Raw genomic sequence first — 23152 nt, 5'->3', positions numbered from 1 at the left:
TCCCCTAGTTCTTTCCGTGCTGCCGGGGCAGCGCATCGAAACGGGCGATGGTCATGTAGATGCCGAGGCCGGCACCGATGAGGATGCCCAGGGCCACGACGAACGACGTACCCAGCCACTGGTCGGCCAGCCATCCCAGCAGTCCGTAGAACAGGACTCCCGCGACGATGTAGCCGAAGGCGTGCCACGGGTCGCCCCTGGGTGCCTCGTCTCGTTCGGCACCTGGTGAGGACATCGCGGCGTGAGAGTAACAGTCGGAGCGGCTCACGGGGCACCCGCCTCCTGTCGCTCGGACCGCACGTCGGCGGCGGCGGCGGGCAGGTCGTAGACGGGGATGCGGGCGCGGGTCAGCGCCACCACCTGCACGAGGGTCCAGGCGGCGGCGACCAGCAGCAGGCCCACGGCGAGGGCGCGGACCGAGAACGTCCGGTCGGCCCCGTCGGCGCCGGTCACGGCGTAGAAGACCACGCCGGCGAGCACGGCGTGCAGCGCGAAGGTGGTCACCGCGACGAGCAGGGACAGGCGCGGGTCGACCCGGGCGGCCACGGCCACCACGAGCGTCCCGCTGACCAGCAGCAGCAGGGCGAGCGCGCCACCCGCCACGAGGCCCAGCGCGGCGGGGGCGCCGACCACGAGCCAGGTCAGCAGCCCGGCGACGACCAGGCCGGGCGGGCCCCACACGAGCGACCGCACGGCCACGCGCACGGGGACCACGACCGGGCGCACCCCGGGAGGCCCCGGGTGCGGGGAACGCGTGGTTCCGGCGGTCGTCGTCATGGGCAGCCTCATCGTCGTCGTCAGGCGACTCTCCCACGTGCTCGACGGGGCTGTCACCAGGGCGGTGGCGGTGCTTGTGAAAATTAGCACAAGGTCGGGTCGACGGTCGAACCCGGCGGGCGCACGCCTGCTCAGCCGCCCACCACGGCCGGTCGCTGGAGGCGTGGCAGCACGAAGGTCAGCGTCGCGGTCAGCAGCGTCCCGACGCCGAGCAGCACCCAGGTGAGCGGACCGGAGTAGAGCCCCACGAGGACACCGCCGAAGGCGACCAGCCCGGCCCAGAGCCACATGATCAGCACGGCCCGGCGCTGGCTGTGGCCGATCTCGAGGAGCCGGTGGTGCAGGTGCTCCTTGTCGGGCTGGTAGAACGCCTGGCCGCGCCGGGTGCGGCGCACGACGGCCAGGACGAGGTCGACCATCGGCACGATCAGGATGATGATCGGCAGCAGGATCGGCAGCAGCATGACCAGGATCGAGGAGGTCGTCCCGCCGTCGCGCTCGACCGAGACCGTGGCGAACTGGCCGGTCAGCGTGAGCGAGGACCCGGAGAGCACCAGGCCGAGCAGCATCGACCCGGAGTCGCCCATGAAGATGCGCGCGGGGAAGAAGTTGTGGGGCAGGAAGCCCGCGCACGCCCCGCCCAGGGCCGCGCAGAGCAGCGCCGCGGTGATGGCCAGGGTCTCGCCGTTGGTGGCCGAGAGCTGGTAGGAGAACAGGAAGAAGGCCACCGCCCCGATCAGCACCACTCCCCCGGCCAGGCCGTCGAGGCCGTCGACGAAGTTGACGGCGTTCATCGTGCCGACGACCAGGAGCACGGTCAGCAGGCCGGCCTGGGTCGGGTCGAGCACCAGCTGCCCCACCCCGGGGAGCTGCAGCGACCAGAGCTTGACGTCGTTGAGGACGAGGAAGCCGGCGGCCACGACCTGGCCGCCGAGCTTGGTCAGGGCGTCGAGCTCGATGAGGTCGTCGAGCACCCCGACCGCGCAGATCATCGCCCCGGCCAGCAGCACGTAGCCCGAGTCGTGGAACACGAAGGGCTGCGAGGTGGACAGGAACGGCAGCCGGTGGGCCATGAGCAGGCCCGCCCCGAGGCCGCCCAGCATGGCGACGCCGCCGAAGTAGGGGATCGGGGTGGCGTGGACGTCGCGGTCACGCACCCGGGCCACCGCGCCCGACCTGATGGCCGCCTCGCGGGCGAAGACGCAGAGCAGGTAGCTCACGACCCCGGCCACGAGGAAGACCACGAGGTACTCACGCACCCGAGCCGGCCCCCTCGTCCTCGCGCGGCTCCGGGCCGTCGTGGTCCGGGTCCTCCAGGCCGCTGCCGAGCTCGCGCAGCGCCTCGTCGAGCTCCTCGCGCGCGATCGCGCCCTCCCGCAGCACGCGCGGGACGGTGCCGGTGCAGTCCACGATGGTCGAGGCCAGCGAGCTCCGGCTCGGGCCGCCGTCGAGGACCACCTCTACCTCCTCCCCCAGCATCGTCACCGCCTCGTCGGCGGTGGTGGCGGCCGGCTGCCCGGACAGGTTCGCCGAGGACACCGCGAGCGGGCCGGTGCGGCCCAGCAGGTCGAGCGCGCCGCGGTCGTCGGGCATCCGGACGGCGACCGTGCCGCGGGTCTCGCCGAGGTCCCAGCGCAGCGAGGACTGCTGGCGGCACACGAGCGTCAGCGGCCCGGGCCAGTAGCGCTCCATCAGGCCGCGGGCCCAGCCGGGCACGTCGGTGGCCAGCGCGTCCAGGGTGGTGGCGGTCGAGATCAGCACGGGCGGCGGCATGTCGCGACCGCGGCCCTTGGCGTCGAGCAGGCGCTGCACGCCGTCGGGGTCGAAGGCGTCGACGCCGAGGCCGTAGACGGTGTCGGTGGGCAGCACGACCAGCTGGCCGCGGCGTACGGCACCGGTGGCGGCGGCGAGGCCCTCCTCGCGGGCCTCGTCGTCGGAGAGGTCGTAGCGCTGGGTCACGGCGCTCATCGTGCCAGCCGGGCCGTCACGAAGCGCGGACGACCTGCCAGGTCAGCGTGGTCGCGCACCTCGACGAAGCGACCCGTGCCGCTCAGTACCTCGACGGCCGACTCCCCCTGCACGTCGGCGTGCTCGGAGCCCAGCCACCCGCCCGGGACGAGCAGCCGGGCGGCGGTCCGGGCCAGCACGCGCAGCGCGTCGAGGCCGTCGTCGCCCGACCACAGCGCCAGCGCGGGGTCGTGGTCACGCGCCTCGGGGGCGACGCTCTCCCAGGCGTCCAGCGGGATGTACGGCGGGTTGCAGACCACCACGTCGACGGTGCCGTCGAGGTCGCCAAACGCCTCGGCCATGTCGCCGCGCCGCAGGTCGACCCCGGTGCCCTCGAGGTTGCGTGACGCCCAGGCGTGCGCCGGCCCGTCCAGCTCGACGGCGTGGACCTGCGCCCCGGGCAGCTCGTCGACCAGGCTGCGTGCGATGGCGCCCGACCCGGTGCACAGGTCGACCACGACGGGGGCCCGCCCGGTCACCTCGCGGGCCCGGTCGAGCGCCCAGCCGGCCAGCAGCTCGGTCTCGGGACGCGGCACGAACACGCCGGGCCCGACGGCCAGCTCGACGTGCCGGAAGGCCGCGGTGCCGGTGAGGTGCTGCAACGGCTCGCGGGCCGCGCGACGACCGACGAGGGCCTCGAACCGTCCGGCCACCTCGGGGGTGACCTCGTCGAGCAGCGGCAGCCGCGAGCGGGTGGTGCCCGCGACGTGGGCCAGCAGCTCGGCCGCGTCGTGCTCCGGGCTGGCCACGCCCGCGTCGGCCAGGACGCCGGCCGCCGCCCGCACCAGGTCGCGGGGCCGGGTGGTCACGGGGCGGCGCTCACGGGGCCAGGGCGTCGAGCCGGGCCGCCATGTCGGCCTCGACGCAGGAGCCGATCACCCCGCCCAGGTCGCCGTCCAGCACCCGGTCGAGGTCGTAGGACTTGTAGCCCGTGCGGTGGTCGGAGATCCGGTTCTCCGGGTAGTTGTAGGTCCGGATCCGCTCGGAGCGGTCGACGGTGCGGATCTGCGAGCGGCGCACGTCGCTGGCCTCGGCGTCCGCGGCCTCCTGGGCGGCGGCGAGCAGCCGGGCACGCAGGATGCGCATCGCCTGCTCCTTGTTCTGCAGCTGCGACTTCTCGTTCTGGCAGCTGGCCACCACGCCGGTCGGCAGGTGGGTGATCCGGACGGCCGAGTCGGTGGTGTTCACGCTCTGGCCGCCGGGGCCGCTGGAGCGGTAGACGTCGATGCGGAGGTCGCCGTCGTGGATCTCGACGTCGACCTGCTCGGCCTCGGGCAGCACCAGGACGCCGGCGGCGCTGGTGTGGACCCGCCCCTGGCTCTCGGTCACGGGCACCCGCTGGACGCGGTGGACGCCGCCCTCGAACTTCAGCAGCGCGTGGGGCGCCTCCCCCGGCTCGGGGGTGCCCTTGGCCTTGACCGCCACGGTCACCGACTTGTAGCCGCCCAGGTCGGACTCGGTGGCGTCGATCACCTCGGTCGACCAGCCCCGCTGCTCGGCGTACCGGGTGTACATGCGGAGCAGGTCACCGGCGAACAACGCCGACTCCTCACCGCCCTCGCCGGACTTGACCTCGAGGATCACGTCCTTGCCGTCGGCGGCGTCGCGCGGCACCAGCAGGTGGCGCAGCCGCTCCTCGGCCTGGGCCAGCCGGGGCTCGAGCTCGAGCGCCTCGGCGGCGAACGACTCGTCCTCGCCGGAGAGCTCCCGCGCGGCCTGGAGGTCCTCCCCCAGGGCGAGCCACTCGGCGTGGGCCCGGAGCACGGCGCTCAGCTCGGCGTAGCGCTGCGAGAGCCGGCGCGCGAGCGACGGCTCGGCGTGCACGGCCGGGTCGGCGAGCCGGGTCTCCAGCTCGGCGTGCTCGTCCGCGAGCGACTCGACGGCCTCGAACACGATGACTCCTGGGGGACTCCTGGGGATGGCCGGGTGGACGACGAGCACGGGTCCCCCGCCGTGCGGCGGGAGACCCGTGAGGAGCCGTGGAGGCTACTTCTTGTCGGCGGTCTTCTTGGCGTAGCGCGCCTCGAAGCGGGCCACGCGGCCACCGGTGTCGAGGATCTTCTGCTTGCCCGTGTAGAAGGGGTGGCAGTTGGAGCAGACCTCGGAGCGGATCGAGCCGCCGGCCTTGGTGCTGCGCGTGGTGAACGTGTTGCCACAGGTGCAGCGCACCTCGGTGGTCACGTAGTTCGGGTGGATGTCCTTCTGCATGGGCGTTCCTCTCGCGTGTACGGCGCCGGGTCGCCCCCCAACGGGGGACGTGAACCGGACCAGCGGGTGATTCTGCCACCCGCGGCCCCGGGGGGCCAATCGGGCGACACCGGCTCAACAGCGCACCCCGGCCCGGTGTTCCCGGCCGGGGTGCCGGCTCAGGGTCCGGGCTCGGCGCCGGACGTGGCGCCGGGCTTGGCACCCGCCTTGGCCTTGGTCGTGGCGTCGGTGCCGAAGCCCTTGCGCGTCATCTCGCCCCACTGGTGGCGCGACCCGCGCCACGCGTCGATCGCCCCCCACATCCGCCACCAGGCGGTGAGCTGGCGGTAGCCGAAGTTCTCCTCGACCGCCGACCAGGCAGCGACGAGCAGCCCGGGCACGCCCCGGTAGCGGCGGTAGGACATCTCCTCGGCCAGCAGCGCGACCAGGCTGACCAGGATCGCGAAGGCGACCGAGGTGGACAGCAGCAGCACCACCACGGGCAGGTCGACCCAGTCCGAGGGCACGATCCCCATCCCGCCGAGGCCCAGCAGCACCATAGCGACGGCGAAGTAGAGCAGCCCGAAGACCTCGATGAAGGGCGCGGCCAGCTCGAAGAGCAGGAACCAGGGCATCGTGATCATGCCGATGAAGCCGTAGCGGGGCCGGAGCACCATGCCGCGGTGGCGCGAGAAGATCTCGGCCAGCCCGCGGTGCCAGCGCCGCCGCTGGCTGCGCAGCACCTTGAGGGTCTCCGGGGCCTCGGTCCAGGCGACCGGCTCGGAGACGAAGACGATCCGGCCGTCGACGTCGTTGTCGCCCATCCAGCGGTAGAGGCGCACCACCAGCTCGGCGTCCTCGCCGATGCAGTCGGTGGCCACGCCCCCGACCTCGAAGAGGATGTCGCGGCGGAACATCCCGAACGCGCCGGAGATGATCAGCAGCCCGCCCGCGGCGGACCAGCCGGCCCGGCCGATGAGGAAGGCGCGGAGGTACTCCACGACCTGGACGCGTGGCAGCCACTTCCGGGGCATCTGCACGTCGAGCACGCGGCCGCGCGCGATGGTCGACCCGTTGGCCACCCGCACCACCCCGCCCGAGGCGATCACCCGCTCGGGGTCGTCGGCGAACGGTCGGGAGACGTGCAGCAGGGCGTCGGGGTCGAGCAGGGAGTCCGCGTCGACCATGCAGACGAGCTCCTTGCGGGCCACGTTGATGCCGACGTTGAGGGCGTCGGCCTTGCCCCCGTTGGTCTTGCACACCAGCAGCAGGTTCATCGCGCCGCGGGTGCTGACGAAGCAGCGCTGCACCTCCCCCTTGGTGGGGACCATCGGGGCCTGGGCCAGCGGCAGCTCGACCATGTCGAAGGCCTCGACCATGGTCGTGACGGTCGCGTCCTTGGACCCGTCGTCGATGACGACGACCTCGAAGTCGGGGTAGCGCAGCGAGGACATCGCCTCCACCGACGCCACGATGGTCAGCTCCTCGTTGTAGGCCGGCATCAGCACCGAGACGCCGCGTGCGAGGGGCTCGGCGAAGCTCTCGTCGTACGCCGCGAACTGGCTGCGGCGGCGGTAGCGCACGAAGTCGAGCATCGCCAGCACCGTCAGCACCACGAAGCTGAGGTTGATCGCCACCGAGTAGGCGACGAAGAACCAGCCCAGCACCGTCAGCAGGAGGTTCACGAGCGGCCTCCGCGGATGGCCTCGAGCGCCAGCGCCTCCACGGCGTACGGCGAGGAGCTGGTCGCGAGCATCCGGCGGCCCCCGGGCCCGAGCTCGACGAGCGCCTGGGCGGCCTGGCGCGAGACCTGCGGCTCCTGCTCGTCGACGACGTCGAGCAGGCTGGCCGCCGCGACCGAGGAGCCGATCGAGCCCAGCGCGTGCGCGGCGCCCGCCCGGACGTTGGGCCGCAGGTCGAGCAGCGCCTCGACGAGGGCGGGGATGGCCTCGGGCGCACCGATGCGGCCCAGGGCCTCGGCGCAGGCGCCGGCGAAGGAGGGGTTCGGCGAGCGCATCCCCTCTGACAGCACCTCCACGCTGGGTCGGTCGGCCAGCAGCCCGAGCACCACGGCAGCCGGGTCGAGGTGGAGGTGCTCCCCACGGTCCATCTCCTCGCGCAGCACCGAGCGCAGCTCGGGGGCGGAGTCGGGGCCGAGGCGGTCGAGGGCGAAGACGAGGTCGCGGGTCAGCCGGGGGTCGTGCTCGCCCAGCTCCAGCAACGGTCGTACGGCGCGCGGGTCGCCCATGGTGCCCAGCGCCCGCACCGCCACGCGGCGCACGAGGAAGTGCGGGTCGTGGAGCAGCCCCACGAGCCGGTCGACGTGCCGGGTGAGGCCGAGCATGCCGAGCTGGAAGGCGCCCCGGCAGCGGCGTACGGACGAGCGCGACCCGACCAGGGCGAGGGCGTGCTGCTCGGCCCCGCTGTCGATGAGCAGGCGCACCAGCTCGGCGCGCGACTCGCCACGGAGCTTGGGCAGCATCTCGAAGACCTGGCGCTCGACCCGGTCGGCGGCGCGTCCGCGGGCCGCGGCGAGCGCGGTGCGACCGCGCCCGGCGTCGCCGTCCTCGCCCATGACGACCTCGAAGATGTGGGACCGGACCTCGTCGGCCGCCCGCGCCCGCCGACGGGCGAAGAGGTCACGGAGCGCCCGCACCACCACGAGCACGACGAAGAGCAGGACCGAGGTGACGGCGAACCCGACCAGCAGCACCCAGCTGAACCACAGGTAGCCGCCCACGTCCCCGAGAGGGGAGCCCATCAGTGGCGCGCGATCGTGCGCGAGGTCATGTCAGCGACTGCGGGCGAGCACCGCGGAGACCCGCGAGGCGAGCTCGCGGGGGCTGAACGGCTTGACGATGTAGTCGTCGGCGCCGGCCTCGAAGCCCTGCTCGATGTCGGACTCCTGGGCCCGGGCGGTGAGCATGATGATCGGCAGGCCGTCCATGGTGGAGTCCTGGCGCAGGGCGCGGGCGGCGTCGAGCCCGCTCATGCCGGGCATCATGACGTCGAGGATGACGAGGTCGGGCTTCTCGGCGCTGCACGCCTCGACGGCAGCGGCGCCGTCACCCACCGGCACCACGTCGTGACCACCGTGTCGCAGCTTGAAGACCACGAGCTCGCGGATGTCCGCGTCGTCGTCGGCAATCACGATGCGAGCCATGGAATCCCCTCGAAGTCCGAACGTTGTCGTCGGTGAGCATAGCCACACCTTCGGACACATGCGGGCAGAACGGCTCCCGCCGAGCCAGGTCAGTCGTGCTGCGAGGAGCCCGCTGCGGGCGTACGCCGCCGTACCTCGCCGAGGAGCTCCAGGTTGGACTGCGAGGACCGCAGCCGACCGAGCAGCAGCTCGACGGCCTCCTGGCCCTCCAGGCCCGCGAGCTCCCGGCGCAGCTGCCACACGGTCGCCAGCTCCGCCGGCTCCAGCAGCTGCTCCTCACGGCGCGTGCCCGACTGCACGACGTCGATCGCGGGGAAGATCCGCTTGTCGGCGACGTCGCGGCGCAGCCGCACCTCCATGTTGCCGGTGCCCGTGAACTCCTCGAAGATCACCTCGTCGACCGTCGAGCCGCTCTCCACGAGGGCGGTGGCGATGATGGTCAGCGAGCCGCCGTTCTCGATGTTGCGGGCCGCGCCGAAGAACCGCTTGGGCGGGTAGAGCGCCGCCGAGTCGACGCCGCCCGCCAGGGTGCGGCCGCTGGCCGGGGTCGCAAGGTTGTACGCGCGGCCCAGCCGGGTGATCCCGTCGAGCAGCACCACGACGTCGTGGCCGAGCTCCACCAGGCGCTTGGCCCGCTCGATCGAGAGCTCCGCCACGATCGTGTGGTCGCCCGGCGGCCGGTCGAAGGTCGAGGCGACGACCTCGCCCTTGACGGACCGCTGGAAGTCGGTGACCTCCTCGGGGCGCTCGTCCACCAGCACCACCATCAGGTGGCACTCGGGGTTGTTGGTGGTGATCGAGTGCGCGAGGGCCTGCAGGACCATGGTCTTGCCGGCCTTGGCGGGCGAGACGACCAGCCCGCGCTGGCCCTTGCCGATGGGGGCGGCGATGTCCATGACGCGGCCGATCAGGTCGGTCGGTCCGGTCTCCAGGCGCAGCCGCTCCGAGGGGTACAGCGGGGTCAGCTTGGCGAACTCCACCCGGGAGCGCGCGGTCTCCGGGTCGGCGCCGTTGACGCTGTCGAGGCGCACGAGCGGGTTGAACTTCTCCTTGCGCTCCCCCTCGCGGGGCTGACGCACCTGGCCGGTGACCGCGTCCCCGCGGCGCAGACCGAAGCGCCGCACCATCGACATCGAGACGTAGACGTCGTCGACGCCGGGGAGGTAGCCGCTGGTCCGGACGAACGCGTAGTTGTCCATCAGGTCCAGGATGCCCGCGCACGACGTGAGCACGTCGTCCTCGAGGATCTGCAGGTCGGGCTCGTTGCGGTGGCCGCGGCCGGTCGCCGCGGGGGCGGCCGGGCCCTGCTGCCGGTCGCGTCCCCGGCGGCGACGGTTGCGACGGCTGCCGCCCTCGTCGTCGTCCTGGTCGTCCCTGCCGTCGTTCCGGCCGTCGTTGCGGTCGTTCCGGCCGTCGTTGCGGTCGTTCTGCTGCCGGTTCTGCTGGCGGTCGTTCCGGTCGTTCTGCTTGTCCTGCTGCCGGTCGTTCTGCTGGCGACCCTGCTGCCGGTCGTTCTGGCGGTCCTGCTGGCGGCCGTCCTGCTGCTTGTCGTCCGGCTGGTCCTTCTGCTGGTCCTTCTGGCGACCCTGCTGCTTGTCCTGCTGCTTGTCGTCCTGCTTCTCGGGCTGGTCCTGCTTGCGGCCCTGGGTGCGGTTGCGCCGCGACCCCTCGGCCCGGGCCTCGCCCTGGTCCGCCTGCGTGCCCTGGCCGGCGCCGTCGTCCTGGCCCTTCGTGGCCTGCGTGCCCCGGTCGCCTCGGTCGCGCTGGTCGCCCCGGTCGCCCTGGTCGCGCCGGTCGCGCCGGTCGCCCTGGTTGCCCTGGTTGCCCTGGTTGCCCTGGTCGCGCGTGGGCTCGGCGGCCCGCTCGCGCTCCTGCGGCTTCTCGGCGGCCGGCTGGGTGAGCTGGGTCGCCTGGGTCGCCTGGGTCGCCTGGGCCGGCTGGGCCGGCTGCTGCGACGCGGTCGCGCGCCGCGGCTCGCGGGCGCCCCCGCCCTGCTGCTGGTGGGCCTTGATGGCCTCGATGACGGCGCCCTTGCGCATCCCGGTGGTCTTGATGCCCAGCCCGCCGGCCAGCTGCTTGAGCTGCGGGAGCAGCATGCCCTCGATGCCGTCCTTGCGACCGCGCGCCGAGGAGGGCGCGGGCTCGGACGGCTGGGAGGCCCCGGAGGTGTCGGTGGTCTCGGTCATGGGTGGGGTCCTCCCCCTGTGCGACGCGGCAGCATCGCTGCCCGCGTGGTGCGGCTGGTGTGGTGGGTCACCGACCACGGCGTGTGCCGGGGCACGCGCCCGAGGCCTCGGGACGAGGCCGATCGGGGGGACGGTGAGACGTCGCGGTGCGTCGGCTCGCGGTGGCCGGAGGGCTCACCACGGGGGCCGGCCGTGACGCGGCGTCACGCTAGCACGCGGGCTCCGGGGCCACCGACGGCCTGCGGGAGCACCCGCCAGCCCGTGGGCAGGTGCGCGGCGACGGCGTCAGGCACCCCGTCCTGGTCGACCACGAAGGCCAGCACCGTGGGGCCGGCGCCCGAGACGACCGCCGGGACCCCGGCGCCGCGCAGCGCGCCGACGACCGCGAGCGTCTCCGGCATCGCCGGGGTCCGCTGCTGCTGGTGCAGGAAGTCCTCGGTGGCGCGGAGCAGCAGCGACGGCTCCCCCGCCAGGGCCGCGACGAGCAGCGCCGCCCGCCCGGCGTTGGCCGCGGCGTCGGCGTGCGGCACCACCTCGGGCAGGAGGCCCCGGGCGACCGCGGTCGCGACAGCGTACGGCGGGACGGCGACCACCGCCCGCACCCGCGGGTCGAGGTCGACACGCTGCGCCCAGACGACCTCGCCGGCCTGGCCGGAGACCACGAAGCCGCCGAGCAGGGCGGGGGCGACGTTGTCGGGGTGGCCCTCGATGCGGTTGGCCAGCGCCAGCAGGGCGGCGTCGTCGAGCCGGGCCGCGCCGTCGGCGACGAGCGCCCGAGCGAGCACGAGGCCCCCGACGATGGCGGCCGAGGACGACCCCATGCCGCGGCTGTGCGGGATCCGGTTGGTGCAGCGCAGCCACAGCCCCGGCGGCGGGCCGTCGAGCGCGCTGAACGCGACCTGCATCGAGCGCACCACGAGGTGCCGCTCGTCGCGCGGGACCTCCTCGGCCCCCTCGCCCGCGACCTCGATCGCGAGGCCCGCGGGCCGCACCTCGGCCTCCAGGGTGTCGACCAGCTCCAGGGCCAGGCCGAGGCAGTCGTAGCCGGGACCCAGGTTGGCGCTGGTGGCGGGCACCTCGACGGTGACGGGACCCGTCACCCAGCCGCTCACGAGCTGGTCGGCGGTCGCCACCTCAGGCGAGGCCCGCCGCACCGGCGGCCGACTCGACGTCGGCGTCGCACACGGTGTCGACGAGGTCGGTGAAGGTCGACAGCGCGGTGTCGATGTCCTTCAGCCCGTGGCCGGTCACCGTGACCACGACCCGCTGGTCGTCGTAGCGCACGCCCTCGGAGGCCTCGAGGAGCAGTCCCGCCACGCCGGCGGCCGAGGCCGGCTCGACGAAGACGCCCTCGCGCCGGGCCAGCTCGCGCTGGGCGTGGAGGATCTGCTCGTCGGTGACGTCGCGGAAGCGGCCACCCGAGGAGCGGGCCGCGTCGACGGCCAGGTCCCAGGAGGCGGGGTTGCCGATGCGGATGGCCGAGGCCACCGTCTCGGGGTCGGCCACCGGCGCGCCGTGGACGAGCGGGGCGGCACCCGCCGCCTGCCAGCCCCGCATCACCGGCAGCTTGAGGGTCTCGCCGGCCCGGTGGGCCTCGGTGTAGCCCAGCCAGTACGCCGAGACGTTGCCCGCGTTGCCCGTCGGGAGCACGTGCACGTCGGGGGCGTCCCCGAGGACGTCGACGACCTCGAAGGAGGCCGTCTTCTGCCCCTGCAGCCGCATCGGGTTGACCGAGTTGACCAGCGCGACCGGGTAGTGGTCGGCCAGCCCGCGGGAGAGCCGCAGGCAGTCGTCGAAGTTGCCGCGGACCATGATCACCTGGGCGCCGTGCACGATGGCCTGCGCGAGCTTGCCGGCCGAGATCTTGCCCTGCGGCACCAGCACGAGCGGCTTGATGCCGGCCCGTGCGGCGTACGCCGCCATGGACGCGGAGGTGTTGCCGGTCGAGGCGCACACCACCGCCTCGGCGCCCTCCCCGACGGCGACGGACAGCGCGACGGTCATCCCGCGGTCCTTGAAGGAGCCGGTCGGGTTGTCGCCCTCGACCTTGAGCCACACCTCGGCGCCGGTGACCTCCGAGAGCCACGCGGACTCCACCATCGGGGTGCCGCCCTCGCGGAGCGTGATGGTGGGGGTGTTCGCGGGGATGTCGAGGCGGTGGCGGTACTCCTCGATGACGCCGCGCCACTGCCGCGAGACGCCGGGGGTCGCCGCGCCCACGCGGGTCTCGCCGCCGGGGCCGGTCGCGGCGGGCGTGCCGGTCGTCGTGGCGCTCACTCCGCCTCCCCCTCCACGCGCATCACCGAGGAGACGTCGCGGACGTTGGCCATCCCGCGCAACGTCTCCACGGTCGCCGCCAGGTCGGCGTCGCTGGCCCGGTGGGAGACGACGACGAGCTGGGCGTCGTCGCCGCGGCCCTCCTGGCGGACGGTCTGGATCGAGACGCCGTGCTCGGCGAAGGCCTGGGCCACCGCCGCGAGCACGCCCGCCTTGTCGTCGACGTCGATCTGCACGTGGTAGCGGGTCTCGGTGCTGCCCATCGGGAGCACCGGCAGGTCGGCGTACGACGACTCGCCGGCGCCGCGCACGTCGGAGAGCCGGTTGCGCGCGACCGTGACGAGGTCGCCCATGACGGCACTGGCCGTCGGCGAGCCGCCCGCCCCGGGGCCGTAGAACATCAGCTGGCCGGCGGCCTCGCTCTCGACGAAGACCGCGTTGTAGGCCTCGCGGACGCTGGCCAGCGGGTGGCTGCGCGGGATCATCGCGGGGTGCACGCGGGCCGAGACCGACGGGCCGTCGGGGCCGTCCTGGACGGCGCAGATCGCGAGCAGCTTGACCACGCAGCCCATCTCGGCGGCCGAGGCCACGTCGGAGGCGGTCACCTCGGCGATGCCCTCGCGGTGGACGTCGGCGGCGGTCACGCGGGTGTGGAAGGCCAGGCTGGCCAGGATGGCGGCCTTGGCGGCGGCGTCGAAGCCCTCGACGTCGGCGGTCGGGTCGGCCTCGGCGTACCCCAGGTCCTGCGCCTCCTGGAGCGCCTCGTCGAAGCCGGCGCCGGAGCTGTCCATGCGGTCGAGCACGAAGTTGGTGGTGCCGTTGACGATGCCGAGGACCCGGGTGACCTGGTCACCGGCCAGCGACTCGCGCAGCGGCCGCAGGATCGGGATCGCCCCGGCGACGGCGGCCTCGTAGTAGAGGTCGCGGTGAGCGCGCTCGGCGGCCTCGAACAGCGTGCTGCCGTCCTCGGCGAGCAGCGCCTTGTTGGCCGAGACCACGCTGGCACCGTGCTCGAGCGCGGCCAGGATCAGGCTGCGGGCGGGCTCGATGCCGCCGATCAGCTCGACCACGACGTCGACGTCCTCGCGGGTGACCAGGGCGTGGGCGTCGGTGGTGAACAGGTCCTCGGGGAGCTCGACGTCACGGGTCAGGCCGAGACGGCGCACGGCCACCCCGACGAGCTCCACGCGGGCGCCGACGCGGGCGGTCAGGTCGTCGGCCTGCTCGTGCAGCAGCCGGGCGACCTGGGAGCCGACGACGCCGCAGCCGAGCAGCGCCACCTTGACGGCGGGCGCGTCGGGACGCGGGTGAGGTGCTGGGTGCTCGTTCATCGCCGCACATCCTCCCACCGTCCGACCCGTGGACCCCAATCCATCCGCCTGCTGGTCCGGGCCACGCCGACGCCGGCCCGCTGCACCGGAGGTCGTGCTGCTGCGCCAGGGCGCTTCCCCGGCGGAGAACGCCGGGGAGCCCGAGGGAAGCCGGACCTCAGCCGACGTCGGTGAGGAGGAGGTCCTCCAGCGTCTCCCGGCGTACGACGACCCGCGCGACGCCGTCCCGCACCGCGACCACGGCCGGGCGCGGCACGTGGTTGTAGTTGCTGGCCATCGACCGGCAGTAGGCGCCCGTGCCGGGCACCGCGACCAGGTCGCCCGGGGCGAGGTCGCCCGGGAGGAACTCGTCCTTGACCACGATGTCGCCGGCCTCGCAGTGCTTGCCGACCAGCCGGCTGAGCAGCACCGGGGCGTCGGAGCGTCGGCTGGCCAGGGTGCAGGAGTAGTCCGCGTCGTAGAGCGCGGTGCGGATGTTGTCGCTCATCCCGCCGTCGACGGACACGTAGGTGCGGACCGCTCCCCCGTCGAGCTCGACGGCCTTGACGGTGCCGACCTCGTAGACGGTGCACATCGAGGGCCCGACGATCGCGCGACCGGGCTCGACGGAGAGCCGCGGCACCTCCAGCCCCCGCGCCGCGCACTCCTCGGTGACGATCGTGCGGATCTCGGCGGCCAGCGACGCCGCGTCGGCCGGGTCGTCCTGGGTGGTGTAGGCGATGCCGAAGCCGCCGCCGAGGTCGAGCTCGGGCAGCTGCACCCCGGTCTCCTCGGCGACCTGGCGGTGCAGGGCGAGCACCCGCCGGGCCGCGACCTCGAAGCCGGAGGTGTCGAAGATCTGCGAGCCGATGTGGGAGTGCAGCCCGCGCAGCTCCAGGCCCGGGGTCTCCCGGATCGCCCGCACGGCGGCCATCGCGTCGCCGCTGCTGATGGAGAACCCGAACTTCTGGTCCTCGTGGGCGGTGGCGATGTACTCGTGGGTGTGGGCCTCCACGCCGGGGGTGACCCGCACCATGACGCGGGCGGTCATCCCGGTCTCGGCGGCCAGGTCGGCCAGCCGGGTGATCTCGTGGAAGGAGTCCACGACGATGCGCCCCACCTGCAGCTCCAGGGCCCGCCGCAGCTCGTGGGGCGACTTGTTGTTGCCGTGCAGCTCGACCCGGTCCATCGGGAACCCGGCGCGCTCGGCCACCGCGAGCTCGCCGGCGGTGCACACGTCGAGGTGCAGCCCCTCCTGGTCGACCCAGCGGGCCACCTCGGTGCACAGGAACGCCTTGCCGGCGTAGTAGACGTCGAAGCCGGAGAAGCCGTCGCGGAAGTCGCGGGCACGGCTGCGGAAGTCCTCCTCGTCCAGGACGTACGCTGCCGAGCCGTGCTGGGCGACGAGGTCGGGCAGCCGTACGCCGCCCACCTCGAGCACGCCGTCGACCTTGCGCGCGGTGCGCGACCACAGCCGCGGCACCAGCGCGTTGACGTCCGCGGGGTCGCGCAGCCACGCGGGTCCCCGGACCGACACCGCCGCGTGGGCCCAGCCGGCCTCGTGCGCCCTCACGACCCGCTCACATCCGCTCGGGCGCGGAGACGCCGAGCAGGCCGAGGCCGTTGGCGAGCACCACACGGGTCGCGTCGACCAGCAGCAGGCGGGCCGCGTGCAGCTCGCCCGCCGGCTCGTCCCCCATCGGGAGCACCCGGCAGTTGTCGTAGAACCGGTGGTAGGTGCCGGCGAGCTGCTCGAGGTAGCGCGCCACCCGGTGCGGGTGCCGCAGCTCGGCCGCGCTGGTGACCACGCGCGGGAACTCGGCGAGCGCCCGCAGCAGCTCGCCCTCCTTCTCGTGGACCAGCAGGTCGGGGTGGGAGGCGGCGACGACCCCGAGGTCGGCGGCGTTGCGCAGCAGGCTGGAGACCCGGGCGTGGGCGTACTGCACCGTGAAGACCGGGTTGTCGTTGGACCGGCTGGCCCACAGGTCGAGGTCGAGGTCGATGTTGGAGTCGGTGGAGTAGCGGGCCAGCGCGTAGCGGGCCGCGTCCACGCCGATGGCCTCGACGAGGTCGTCGATGGTCACCACGGTCCCGGCGCGCTTGGACATCCGGAGCGGCTGGCCGTCGCGTACCAGGTTGACCATCTGGCCGATCAGGATCTCCAGGTTGACGCCGGGGGTGTCGCCGAACGCGGCGCACATCGCCATCATCCGGCCGACGTAGCCGTGGTGGTCGGCGCCGAGCATGATGAAGCAGCGGTCGAAGCCGCGGCTGCGCTTGTCGAGGTAGTAGGCGAGGTCGCCGGACAGGTAGGAGCCCTGGCCGTCGGACTTGATGACCACGCGGTCCTTGTCGTCGCCGAACTGCTCGGTGCGCAGCCAGGTCGCGCCGTCCTGCTCGTAGGTGTTGCCGAGCTCGGTCAGCCGCGTGACCGCCTTGTCCACGGCGCCCGAGCGGTGCAGGTCGTCCTCGTGGAAGTAGACGTCGAAGTCGACCCCGAAGTCGTGCAGGCTCTGCTTGATCTCGGTGAACATCAGGTCCACCCCGACGGCCCGGAAGACCTCCTGGGCCTCGTCGTCGGGCAGCGAGAGCACGTCGGGACGCTGTGCCACGACGGCGCGGGCGATGTCGTCGACGTAGGCCCCGCCGTAGCCGTCCTCGGGCGTCGGACGGCCGTGCGCCGCGGCGAGCAGCGAGCCGCTGAAGCGGTCGATCTGGCCGCCGTGGTCGTTGAAGTAGTACTCCCGGCTGACCCGCGCACCGGTCATCGTGAAGATCCGGCCGAGGGCGTCGCCGACGGCGGCCCAGCGGACCCCGCCGATGTGGATCGGGCCCGTGGGGTTGGCCGAGACGAACTCGAGGTTGATCTGCTCGCCCGCGAACGCCTCGGTGCTGCCGTACGCCGTCCCGGCGGCCACGACGTCGGCCGCGACCTGGCCCTGGGCGCCGGCCTCGACGGTGATGTTGAGGAAGCCCGGCCCGGCGACGTCCACCGCGCCGATGCCGTCGGCGGCCCGGAGCCGCTCGGCGAGCTGCTCGGCCAGCGCCCGGGGGTTGGTGCCCGCCTTCTTGGCCAGCTGCAGCGCGACGTTGGTGGCGTAGTCGCCGTGGCTGCGCTGACGCGGACGCTCGACGGTGACCTCGGTCGGCACCCCGTCGGGGAGGGTGAGCGAGCCCCCCTCCACCAGGGAGGCGAGGGCGGCGACGACGGTCGCGGACAGCTGAGCGGGGGTCACCGACCCAGCGTATCGGCGGGCACCGGTTGGCGGCCCGGGAGCATCGGCCGGTACTGTTCGGGCTCGTGCCGCGAGGCACTCCCGCCTCCGTAGCTCAGGGGATAGAGCACTGGTTTCCGGTACCAGGTGTCGCAGGTTCGAATCCTGCCGGAGGCACCAGCACGACCCGGCGGCTCAGCCGCCGAAGACCTGACCGGCGTAGACCCGCCCGGTGTCGGTGGAGCGCCAGGCGTCGATGCCGATGTACTTGTAGCGCGCGGTGAGGATGTTGCGGCGGTGGCCGGGCGAGTTCATCCACATCCGCACGACCTGCGTGGCGGTCATGGAGCCGCCGCGCCAGGCGAGGTTCTCGCCGGCGGCGCGGAGGCCGCAGTTGCGCATGATCGGGCGCAGCGCCTGGTGGTACATCGTGTCGCGGCTGGCGAGGTGACGGGTCCAGCTGTTCGCGTAGCGGTCGGGGCAGCTCGTCATCCGCAGCGGCCGCAGCCCGTGGCGCTTGCGCTGCGCGTTGGTCGCGGCCAGCACCTGGGTGTCGAAGCTGGAGGCCACCGGCGCGGTGTCGGCGGCGGCGTGGGCGGTGCTCGGCACCAGGACGACGCCGACGAGGCCGGCGGCGGCGGCCAGCAGGCCGACGAGCAGGGTGCGCAGGCGGCGTACGGACCCCGTGGCGGTCGTGGTGTGCGGCAGGTGTGCTGAGGTGTGCATCGCGGTCTCTTCTCCGGTCGGCCCCCGTCTCGGACGGGCCAAGAGTTGCATATCCGGACAATATGCGCATCACGATTCTCGCAATTGCCCCGAAAGTGTGCGAAACGGACAGTCATTCACCGGGCTCGCACGGGGCATCCGCCTCCCACGCTCCGCGGCCGGGGGTCTAGCCTTGTCGGGGTACTCACACCCACGCGCGTTGGAAGAGGCGGAACTGGCCGTGCCGGAGTCGACCGAAGAGAGCTCCCCCACCGGGTTCGGAGCCAATCAGTGGCTCGTCGACGAGATGCGTGAGCGCTTCGAGGAGGACCCCGAGAGCGTCGACCGGGTCTGGTGGGACTTCTTCGACAAGTCCGGGTCCGGCGCCCCCGACGAGCCCGACTCCCACGAGTCCGACGCCCCCGCCGCGAGCACCGCCTCCGGCAACGGCCACCACGGCGCATCCGCCGGCGCCCAGCGCATCGTGGAGTCCACGGGCGCGCCCAAGCGCCGCCCCGCTCCCGCGCCGGAGGCCCCGGAGCAGCCCGCACAGTCCGGCAGCACGCAGCAGTCCCCCGAGAAGGAACAGGCCCAGCCCTTGTCCGAGCAGAAGTCGTCCTCGTCCACCCGCAGCTCCTCGCAGGGCACGAAGTCCGCGGCAGCGTCCACCTCCTCGGGCTCCAAGGGCACCGCGAAGGCCGAGGCCGACCAGTCCGCCGAGAGCGCCGTCGACGAGGGCCCCCGCCACACCGTGCTCAAGGGCGCCCCCGCCCGCACCGTGGCCAACATGGACGCGAGCCTGACCGTCCCGACCGCCACCAGCGTGCGCTCGGTCCCGGTCAAGCTGCTCTGGGACAACCGGATCGTCATCAACAACCACCTCGCCCGCGCCCGGGGCGGCAAGGTCTCCTTCACCCACCTGATCGGCTACGCGCTGGTGAAGGCGGTGCGCTCGATGCCGGAGATGAACGTCGGCTTCGACGTCGTCGACGGCAAGCCCAACCTGGTCACGCCCGCACACGTCAACCTCGGGCTCGCCATCGACCTGCCCAAGCCCGACGGCACCCGCCAGCTGCTGGTCCCCAGCATCAAGGCCGCCGAGGACATGGACTTCGCGCAGTTCTGGACGGCGTACGAGGAGCTGGTGCGCAAGGCCCGCAACGGCAAGCTCGCCGTCACCGACTTCCAGGGCACCTCGATCAGCCTCACCAACCCGGGCACGATCGGCACCAACCACTCCGTGCCGCGCCTGATGAAGGGCCAGGGCGCGATCGTCGGCGTCGGCTCGATGGAGTACCCCCCGGCCTTCCAGGGGGCCTCGGAGGAGACGCTCACCCGCAACGCGATCAGCAAGATCATGACGCTGACCTCGACCTACGACCACCGGGTCATCCAGGGGGCGCAGAGCGGCGAGTTCCTGCGCCGGATGCACCAGCTGCTGCTGGGCGAGGACGGCTTCTACGACGAGATCTTCCGGTCGCTGCGGATCCCCTACGAGCCGATCCGCTGGTCCAACGACATCTCGGCCAACCACGACGACGAGATCAGCAAGCAGGCCCGCATCCTGGAGCTGATCCACGCCTACCGCGTGCGCGGCCACATGATGGCCGACACCGACCCGCTGGAGTACAAGCAGCGCAGCCACCCCGACCTCGAGGTCGAGAGCCACGGCCTGACGCTGTGGGACCTCGACCGCGAGTTCGCGACCGGCTCCTTCGGCGGCGAGCGCCGCTTCATGAAGATGCGCTCGATCCTCGGCATCCTGCGCGACTCCTACTGCCGCACCGTCGGCATCGAGTACATGCACATCCAGGACCCCGAGCAGCGCCGCTGGATCCAGGAGCGCGTCGAGCAGCCGCACCGCAAGCCCCCGCGCGAGGAGCAGCTGCGGATCCTGCTCAAGCTCAACCAGGCCGAGGCGTTCGAGACCTTCCTGCAGACCAAGTTCGTCGGGCAGAAGCGGTTCAGCCTCGAGGGCGGCGAGACCACCGTCCCGCTGATCGACGAGATCTGCGAGGCCGCCGCCGAGGCCGGCCTCGACGAGGTCACCATCGGCATGGCCCACCGCGGCCGCCTCAACGTGCTGGCCAACATCGTGGGCAAGTCCTACAGCCAGATCTTCCGCGAGTTCGAGGGCAACATCGACCCGCGCACGGTGCAGGGCTCCGGCGACGTGAAGTACCACCTCGGCGCCGAGGGCGAGTTCCTCAGCGACGGCGGTGACCGGGTCAAGGTCTCCGTGGCCGCGAACCCCTCCCACCTCGAGGCGGTCGACCCGGTGCTCGAGGGCATCGCGCGCGCCAAGCAGGACGTGCTCAACCAGGGCGAGGCCTTCCCGGTGCTGCCGCTGCTGGTGCACGGCGACGCCGCGTTCGCCGGCCAGGGCGTGGTGGCCGAGACCCTCAACCTCTCGCAGCTGCGCGGCTACCGCACCGGCGGCACGGTGCACGTCGTGGTCAACAACCAGGTCGGGTTCACCACCTCGCCCGCCGCGTCGCGCTCCTCGCTCTACTGCACCGACGTCGCCCGGATGGTGCAGGCGCCGATCTTCCACGTCAACGGCGACGACCCCGAGGCCTGCATCCGCGTCGCACGGCTCGCCTTCGAGTACCGCCAGGCGTTCAACAAGGACGTCGTCATCGACCTCGTCTGCTACCGCCGTCGCGGCCACAACGAGGGCGACGACCCGTCGTACACCCAGCCGCTGATGTACGACCTGATCGAGCAGAAGCGCTCCGTACGCAAGCTCTACACCGAGTCGCTCATCGGTCGCGGCGACATCACGCTGGAGGAGGCCGAGCAGGTCCTCAAGGACTACCAGCAGCAGCTCGAGCGGGTCTTCACCGAGGTCCGCGAGGCCACCTCGACGCCCGACAGCTGGACCACCGTCCCGGACTACCCGGAGAAGAGCCACGAGGAGTACACCACCGCGATCTCGCGGGAGGCCCTCAAGCGCATCTCCGACTCCTACGTCAGCGCGCCCGACGGCTTCACGGTGCACCCCAAGGTGCTCCCCCAGCTGCAGAAGCGTGCCGCGGCGATGACCGACGGCCCGATCGACTGGGGCGCCGGCGAGATCCTCGCCTTCGGCTCGCTGCTCATGGACGGCCGGCCGGTGCGGCTCTCGGGCCAGGACTCGCGGCGCGGCACCTTCGCCAGCCGGTTCGCGACCATCATCGACCGCAAGAACGCCCACGAGTGGACGCCGCTGTCCAACCTCACCGAGGACCAGGCCAGCTTCTTCGTCTACGACTCGCTGCTCTCGGAGTACGCCGCCCTCGGGTTCGAGTACGGCTACTCCGTGGCCCGGCCCGACGCGCTCGTGGCCTGGGAGGCGCAGTTCGGCGACTTCGTCAACGGCGCCCAGACGGTGATCGACGAGTTCATCACCTCCGGCGAGACCAAGTGGGGCCAGCAGTCCGGCGTCGTGCTGCTGCTGCCCCACGGCTACGAGGGCCAGGGTCCCGACCACTCCTCGGCCCGCATCGAGCGCTTCCTCACCATGGGCGCCGACGAGGCCTTCGTGGTCGCCCAGCCGTCCTCGCCCGCGAGCTACTTCCACCTGCTGCGCCGCCACGCGCTCGGCGACCGGCACCGGCCGATGATCGTGTTCACGCCCAAGTCGATGCTGCGCCGCAAGGAGGCCGCGTCGCGGCCCGAGGAGTTCACCAGCGGCACCTTCCAGCCGCTGATCCCCGACTCCCAGGCGGACCCGGCCAAGGTGCAGACGCTGCTGCTGTGCAGCGGCCGCATCACGTGGGACCTGATGGTGCACCGCGAGAAGACGCAGGGCGACGCCAAGACCACGGCGATCGCGCGGCTCGAGCAGCTCTACCCCCGCCCCACCGACGAGGTGAAGGCCGAGCTGTCCCGCTTCCCCCACCTCCGCGACGTGCGCTGGGTGCAGGACGAGCCCGCCAACATGGGCCCGGCGCCCCACATGCGGCTCAACCTGTTCCCCGAGCTCGACCTGCCGGTCCAGGTGATCTCGCGCGACGCCTCCAGCTCGCCGGCCGTGGGCCAGGCCAAGCGCCACGCGGAGGAGCTCAAGGGCCTGCTCAGCGACGCGTTCGCCGAGCCCGAGGGGATCGCCGAGGAGAAGTACTGACCCGTGTACTTCACCGACCGCGGGATCGAGGAGCTGCAGCGACGACGGGGTGACGACGAGGTCACCTTGGAGTGGCTCGGCGAGCGGCTCCAGGAGTTCGTCGACCTCAACCCCGAGTTCGAGACGCCCGTCGAGCGCCTGGCCACCTGGCTGGCCCGTCTCGACGACCCCGACGACGACCTCTGAGCCGCCCGGCCTGGCAGTGAGGGTCCGCACGGTCCACTTCCTGCCACACTGACCCGGTGACCCTGTCCCGCGTCGCCGTCGTCGTCCCGCCCCGTCCCGCCCTGTTCGAGCTGGGGGTGGTGCACGAGGTGTTCGGGGTCGACCGGACCGACGACGGGGTGCCGGCGATCGACCTCGTGGCCTGCACCGAGGTGCCCGGGGTGCCGCTGCCGACCAGCCACGGCATCACCATGACCTTCGCGCACGGCCTGGAGGCGGCGGCGGACGCCGACCTGGTGGTGGCGCCGGCGTACGACACCCACGAGCCGCCGAGCAAGGCAGTGCTGGAGGTGTTCCGCGCCGCGCACGCCCGCGGCGCCTGGGTGCTCTCGGTCTGCTCCGGCGCGTTCCTGCTCGGGCACGCCGGCCTGCTCGACGGCCGCAGGTCCACCACGCACTGGCGGCACGCGGCCGAGCTCGCCGAGCGCTTCCCCGCCACCGTCGTCGACCCCGACGTGCTCTTCGTCGAGGACGACCGTGTCATCACCAGCGCGGGGACGGCCGCCGGCATCGACGCGTGCCTGCACCACGTGCGCTGCGAGCTCGGCGCCGGCGTGGCCAACCGGATCGCCCGCCGGATGGTGGTGCCGCCCCAGCGCGACGGCGGTCAGCGGCAGTTCATCGACCTGCCGGTGCCGGACTGCCGGGCCGAGAGCCTCTCGCCGCTGCTGACCTGGATGCGCGAGCACCTCGCCGAGGACCTGCCGGTCCGCACCCTCGCCCGGCGTGCGGCGATGTCCGAGCGCACCTTCGCCCGCCGCTTCGTCGCCGAGACCGGCACCACCCCGGCGAGGTGGTTGCTCGGCCAGCGGCTGCACCACGCCCGCTCGCTGCTCGAGGCCACCGACCTCCCCGTCGAGGCGGTGGCCTCGCGGGCCGGGTTCGGCTCGGCCGCGCTGCTGCGCCACCACTTCGGCACCCGGGTCGGCGTCTCGCCGGCGGAGTACCGCCGCACCTTCTCGGCCCCCGCGCCGGTGCGTGCGGCAGGCTGA

General features: G+C 73.0%; 20 protein-coding genes and 1 tRNA gene. 4 read left to right on the top strand and 17 right to left on the bottom strand.

Going from position 1 to position 23152, the window contains the following annotated elements; genetic code table 11:
• Positions 1 to 4 precede the first annotated feature (4 nt).
• From EDD33_RS03420 to argS, 16 genes are all read right to left on the bottom strand, one after another.
• Positions 5 to 268 carry an AtpZ/AtpI family protein gene (locus EDD33_RS03420; protein ID WP_123389108.1) on the bottom strand — a complete coding sequence of 88 codons (264 nt, stop codon included), beginning with the start codon at positions 266 to 268 and terminating at the stop codon, positions 5 to 7.
• Entirely contained in the window at positions 265 to 777 is a 513-nt protein-coding gene (locus tag EDD33_RS03415; protein WP_148076919.1) for a hypothetical protein, read from the bottom strand. The genes EDD33_RS03420 and EDD33_RS03415 overlap by 4 nt, the downstream gene beginning before the upstream one ends.
• A gap of 131 nt (positions 778 to 908) precedes the next feature.
• Complete coding sequence (locus EDD33_RS03410) at positions 909 to 2036, bottom strand: MraY family glycosyltransferase (RefSeq protein WP_123389106.1); 1128 nt, start codon at positions 2034 to 2036, stop codon at positions 909 to 911.
• Positions 2029 to 2745, bottom strand: a complete 717-nt coding sequence (locus tag EDD33_RS03405; protein WP_246003345.1) for an L-threonylcarbamoyladenylate synthase — start codon at positions 2743 to 2745, stop codon at positions 2029 to 2031. Before EDD33_RS03405 ends, EDD33_RS03410 begins: the two co-directional genes overlap by 8 nt.
• Positions 2742 to 3593 carry a peptide chain release factor N(5)-glutamine methyltransferase gene (prmC, locus tag EDD33_RS03400; protein WP_123389105.1) on the bottom strand — a complete coding sequence of 284 codons (852 nt, stop codon included), beginning with the start codon at positions 3591 to 3593 and terminating at the stop codon, positions 2742 to 2744. The genes EDD33_RS03405 and prmC overlap by 4 nt, the downstream gene beginning before the upstream one ends.
• Positions 3594 to 3603: 10 nt before the next feature.
• On the bottom strand, positions 3604 to 4677 hold the full coding sequence (gene prfA, locus EDD33_RS03395; RefSeq protein WP_123389104.1) for a peptide chain release factor 1: 1074 nt from the start codon (positions 4675 to 4677) through the stop codon (positions 3604 to 3606).
• 93 nt (positions 4678 to 4770) lie between these two features.
• A complete protein-coding gene (gene rpmE, locus EDD33_RS03390) occupies positions 4771 to 4992 on the bottom strand; it encodes a 50S ribosomal protein L31 (protein WP_056536831.1) in 222 nt (73 codons plus the stop codon).
• A gap of 158 nt (positions 4993 to 5150) precedes the next feature.
• Positions 5151 to 6656, bottom strand: a complete 1506-nt coding sequence (locus EDD33_RS03385) for a glycosyltransferase family 2 protein (protein WP_211332395.1) — start codon at positions 6654 to 6656, stop codon at positions 5151 to 5153.
• Complete coding sequence (locus tag EDD33_RS03380; RefSeq protein ID WP_148076918.1) at positions 6653 to 7732, bottom strand: HEAT repeat domain-containing protein; 1080 nt, start codon at positions 7730 to 7732, stop codon at positions 6653 to 6655. Before EDD33_RS03380 ends, EDD33_RS03385 begins: the two co-directional genes overlap by 4 nt.
• Positions 7733 to 7762: 30 nt before the next feature.
• A complete protein-coding gene (locus EDD33_RS03375; RefSeq protein WP_123389102.1) occupies positions 7763 to 8134 on the bottom strand; it encodes a response regulator transcription factor in 372 nt (123 codons plus the stop codon).
• Between the two features lie 89 nt (positions 8135 to 8223).
• Positions 8224 to 10320: a transcription termination factor Rho gene (gene rho / locus EDD33_RS03370; protein ID WP_123389101.1), complete on the bottom strand. Its 2097-nt coding sequence runs from the start codon at positions 10318 to 10320 to the stop codon at positions 8224 to 8226.
• 203 nt (positions 10321 to 10523) lie between these two features.
• Entirely contained in the window at positions 10524 to 11453 is a 930-nt protein-coding gene (gene thrB / locus EDD33_RS03365) for a homoserine kinase (RefSeq protein WP_246003344.1), read from the bottom strand.
• A gap of 1 nt (position 11454) precedes the next feature.
• The gene (gene thrC, locus EDD33_RS03360) at positions 11455 to 12540 is read right to left on the bottom strand and encodes a threonine synthase (RefSeq protein ID WP_123392967.1); all 1086 of its coding nucleotides are present in this window, start codon (positions 12538 to 12540) and stop codon (positions 11455 to 11457) included.
• A 53-nt stretch (positions 12541 to 12593) separates the two neighbouring features.
• Entirely contained in the window at positions 12594 to 13928 is a 1335-nt protein-coding gene (locus EDD33_RS03355; protein ID WP_123389100.1) for a homoserine dehydrogenase, read from the bottom strand.
• 157 nt (positions 13929 to 14085) lie between these two features.
• Positions 14086 to 15480: a diaminopimelate decarboxylase gene (gene lysA / locus EDD33_RS03350; RefSeq protein WP_123389099.1), complete on the bottom strand. Its 1395-nt coding sequence runs from the start codon at positions 15478 to 15480 to the stop codon at positions 14086 to 14088.
• Between the two features lie 7 nt (positions 15481 to 15487).
• The gene (gene argS / locus EDD33_RS03345) at positions 15488 to 17143 is read right to left on the bottom strand and encodes an arginine--tRNA ligase (RefSeq protein WP_170169685.1); all 1656 of its coding nucleotides are present in this window, start codon (positions 17141 to 17143) and stop codon (positions 15488 to 15490) included.
• A gap of 83 nt (positions 17144 to 17226) precedes the next feature.
• Here argS and EDD33_RS03340 point away from each other — a divergent pair.
• Positions 17227 to 17302, top strand: a tRNA-Arg gene (locus EDD33_RS03340).
• A gap of 15 nt (positions 17303 to 17317) precedes the next feature.
• Here the strand turns inward: EDD33_RS03340 and EDD33_RS03335 are convergent.
• The gene (locus tag EDD33_RS03335; protein WP_170169684.1) at positions 17318 to 17848 is read right to left on the bottom strand and encodes a CAP domain-containing protein; all 531 of its coding nucleotides are present in this window, start codon (positions 17846 to 17848) and stop codon (positions 17318 to 17320) included.
• Between the two features lie 220 nt (positions 17849 to 18068).
• Between EDD33_RS03335 and EDD33_RS03330 the strand changes: the two genes are divergently transcribed.
• From EDD33_RS03330 to EDD33_RS03320, 3 genes are read left to right on the top strand one after another with little or no spacing between them, the layout of a single operon-like run.
• Positions 18069 to 21935 carry a multifunctional oxoglutarate decarboxylase/oxoglutarate dehydrogenase thiamine pyrophosphate-binding subunit/dihydrolipoyllysine-residue succinyltransferase subunit gene (locus tag EDD33_RS03330; RefSeq protein WP_211332394.1) on the top strand — a complete coding sequence of 1289 codons (3867 nt, stop codon included), beginning with the start codon at positions 18069 to 18071 and terminating at the stop codon, positions 21933 to 21935.
• A 3-nt stretch (positions 21936 to 21938) separates the two neighbouring features.
• Positions 21939 to 22121 (top strand): DUF6104 family protein, encoded by a 183-nt coding sequence (locus EDD33_RS03325; protein ID WP_123389096.1) that lies wholly within the window; start codon positions 21939 to 21941, stop codon positions 22119 to 22121.
• A gap of 56 nt (positions 22122 to 22177) precedes the next feature.
• Complete coding sequence (locus EDD33_RS03320) at positions 22178 to 23152, top strand: helix-turn-helix domain-containing protein (protein WP_246003343.1); 975 nt, start codon at positions 22178 to 22180, stop codon at positions 23150 to 23152.

The sequence above is a fragment of the Nocardioides aurantiacus genome (assembly GCF_003752505.1).
GTDB lineage: Bacteria > Actinomycetota > Actinomycetes > Propionibacteriales > Nocardioidaceae > Marmoricola > Marmoricola aurantiacus.
Note: the sequence above shows the minus strand (reverse complement) of the source record. Positions and strands in the feature narration are given on the sequence as shown.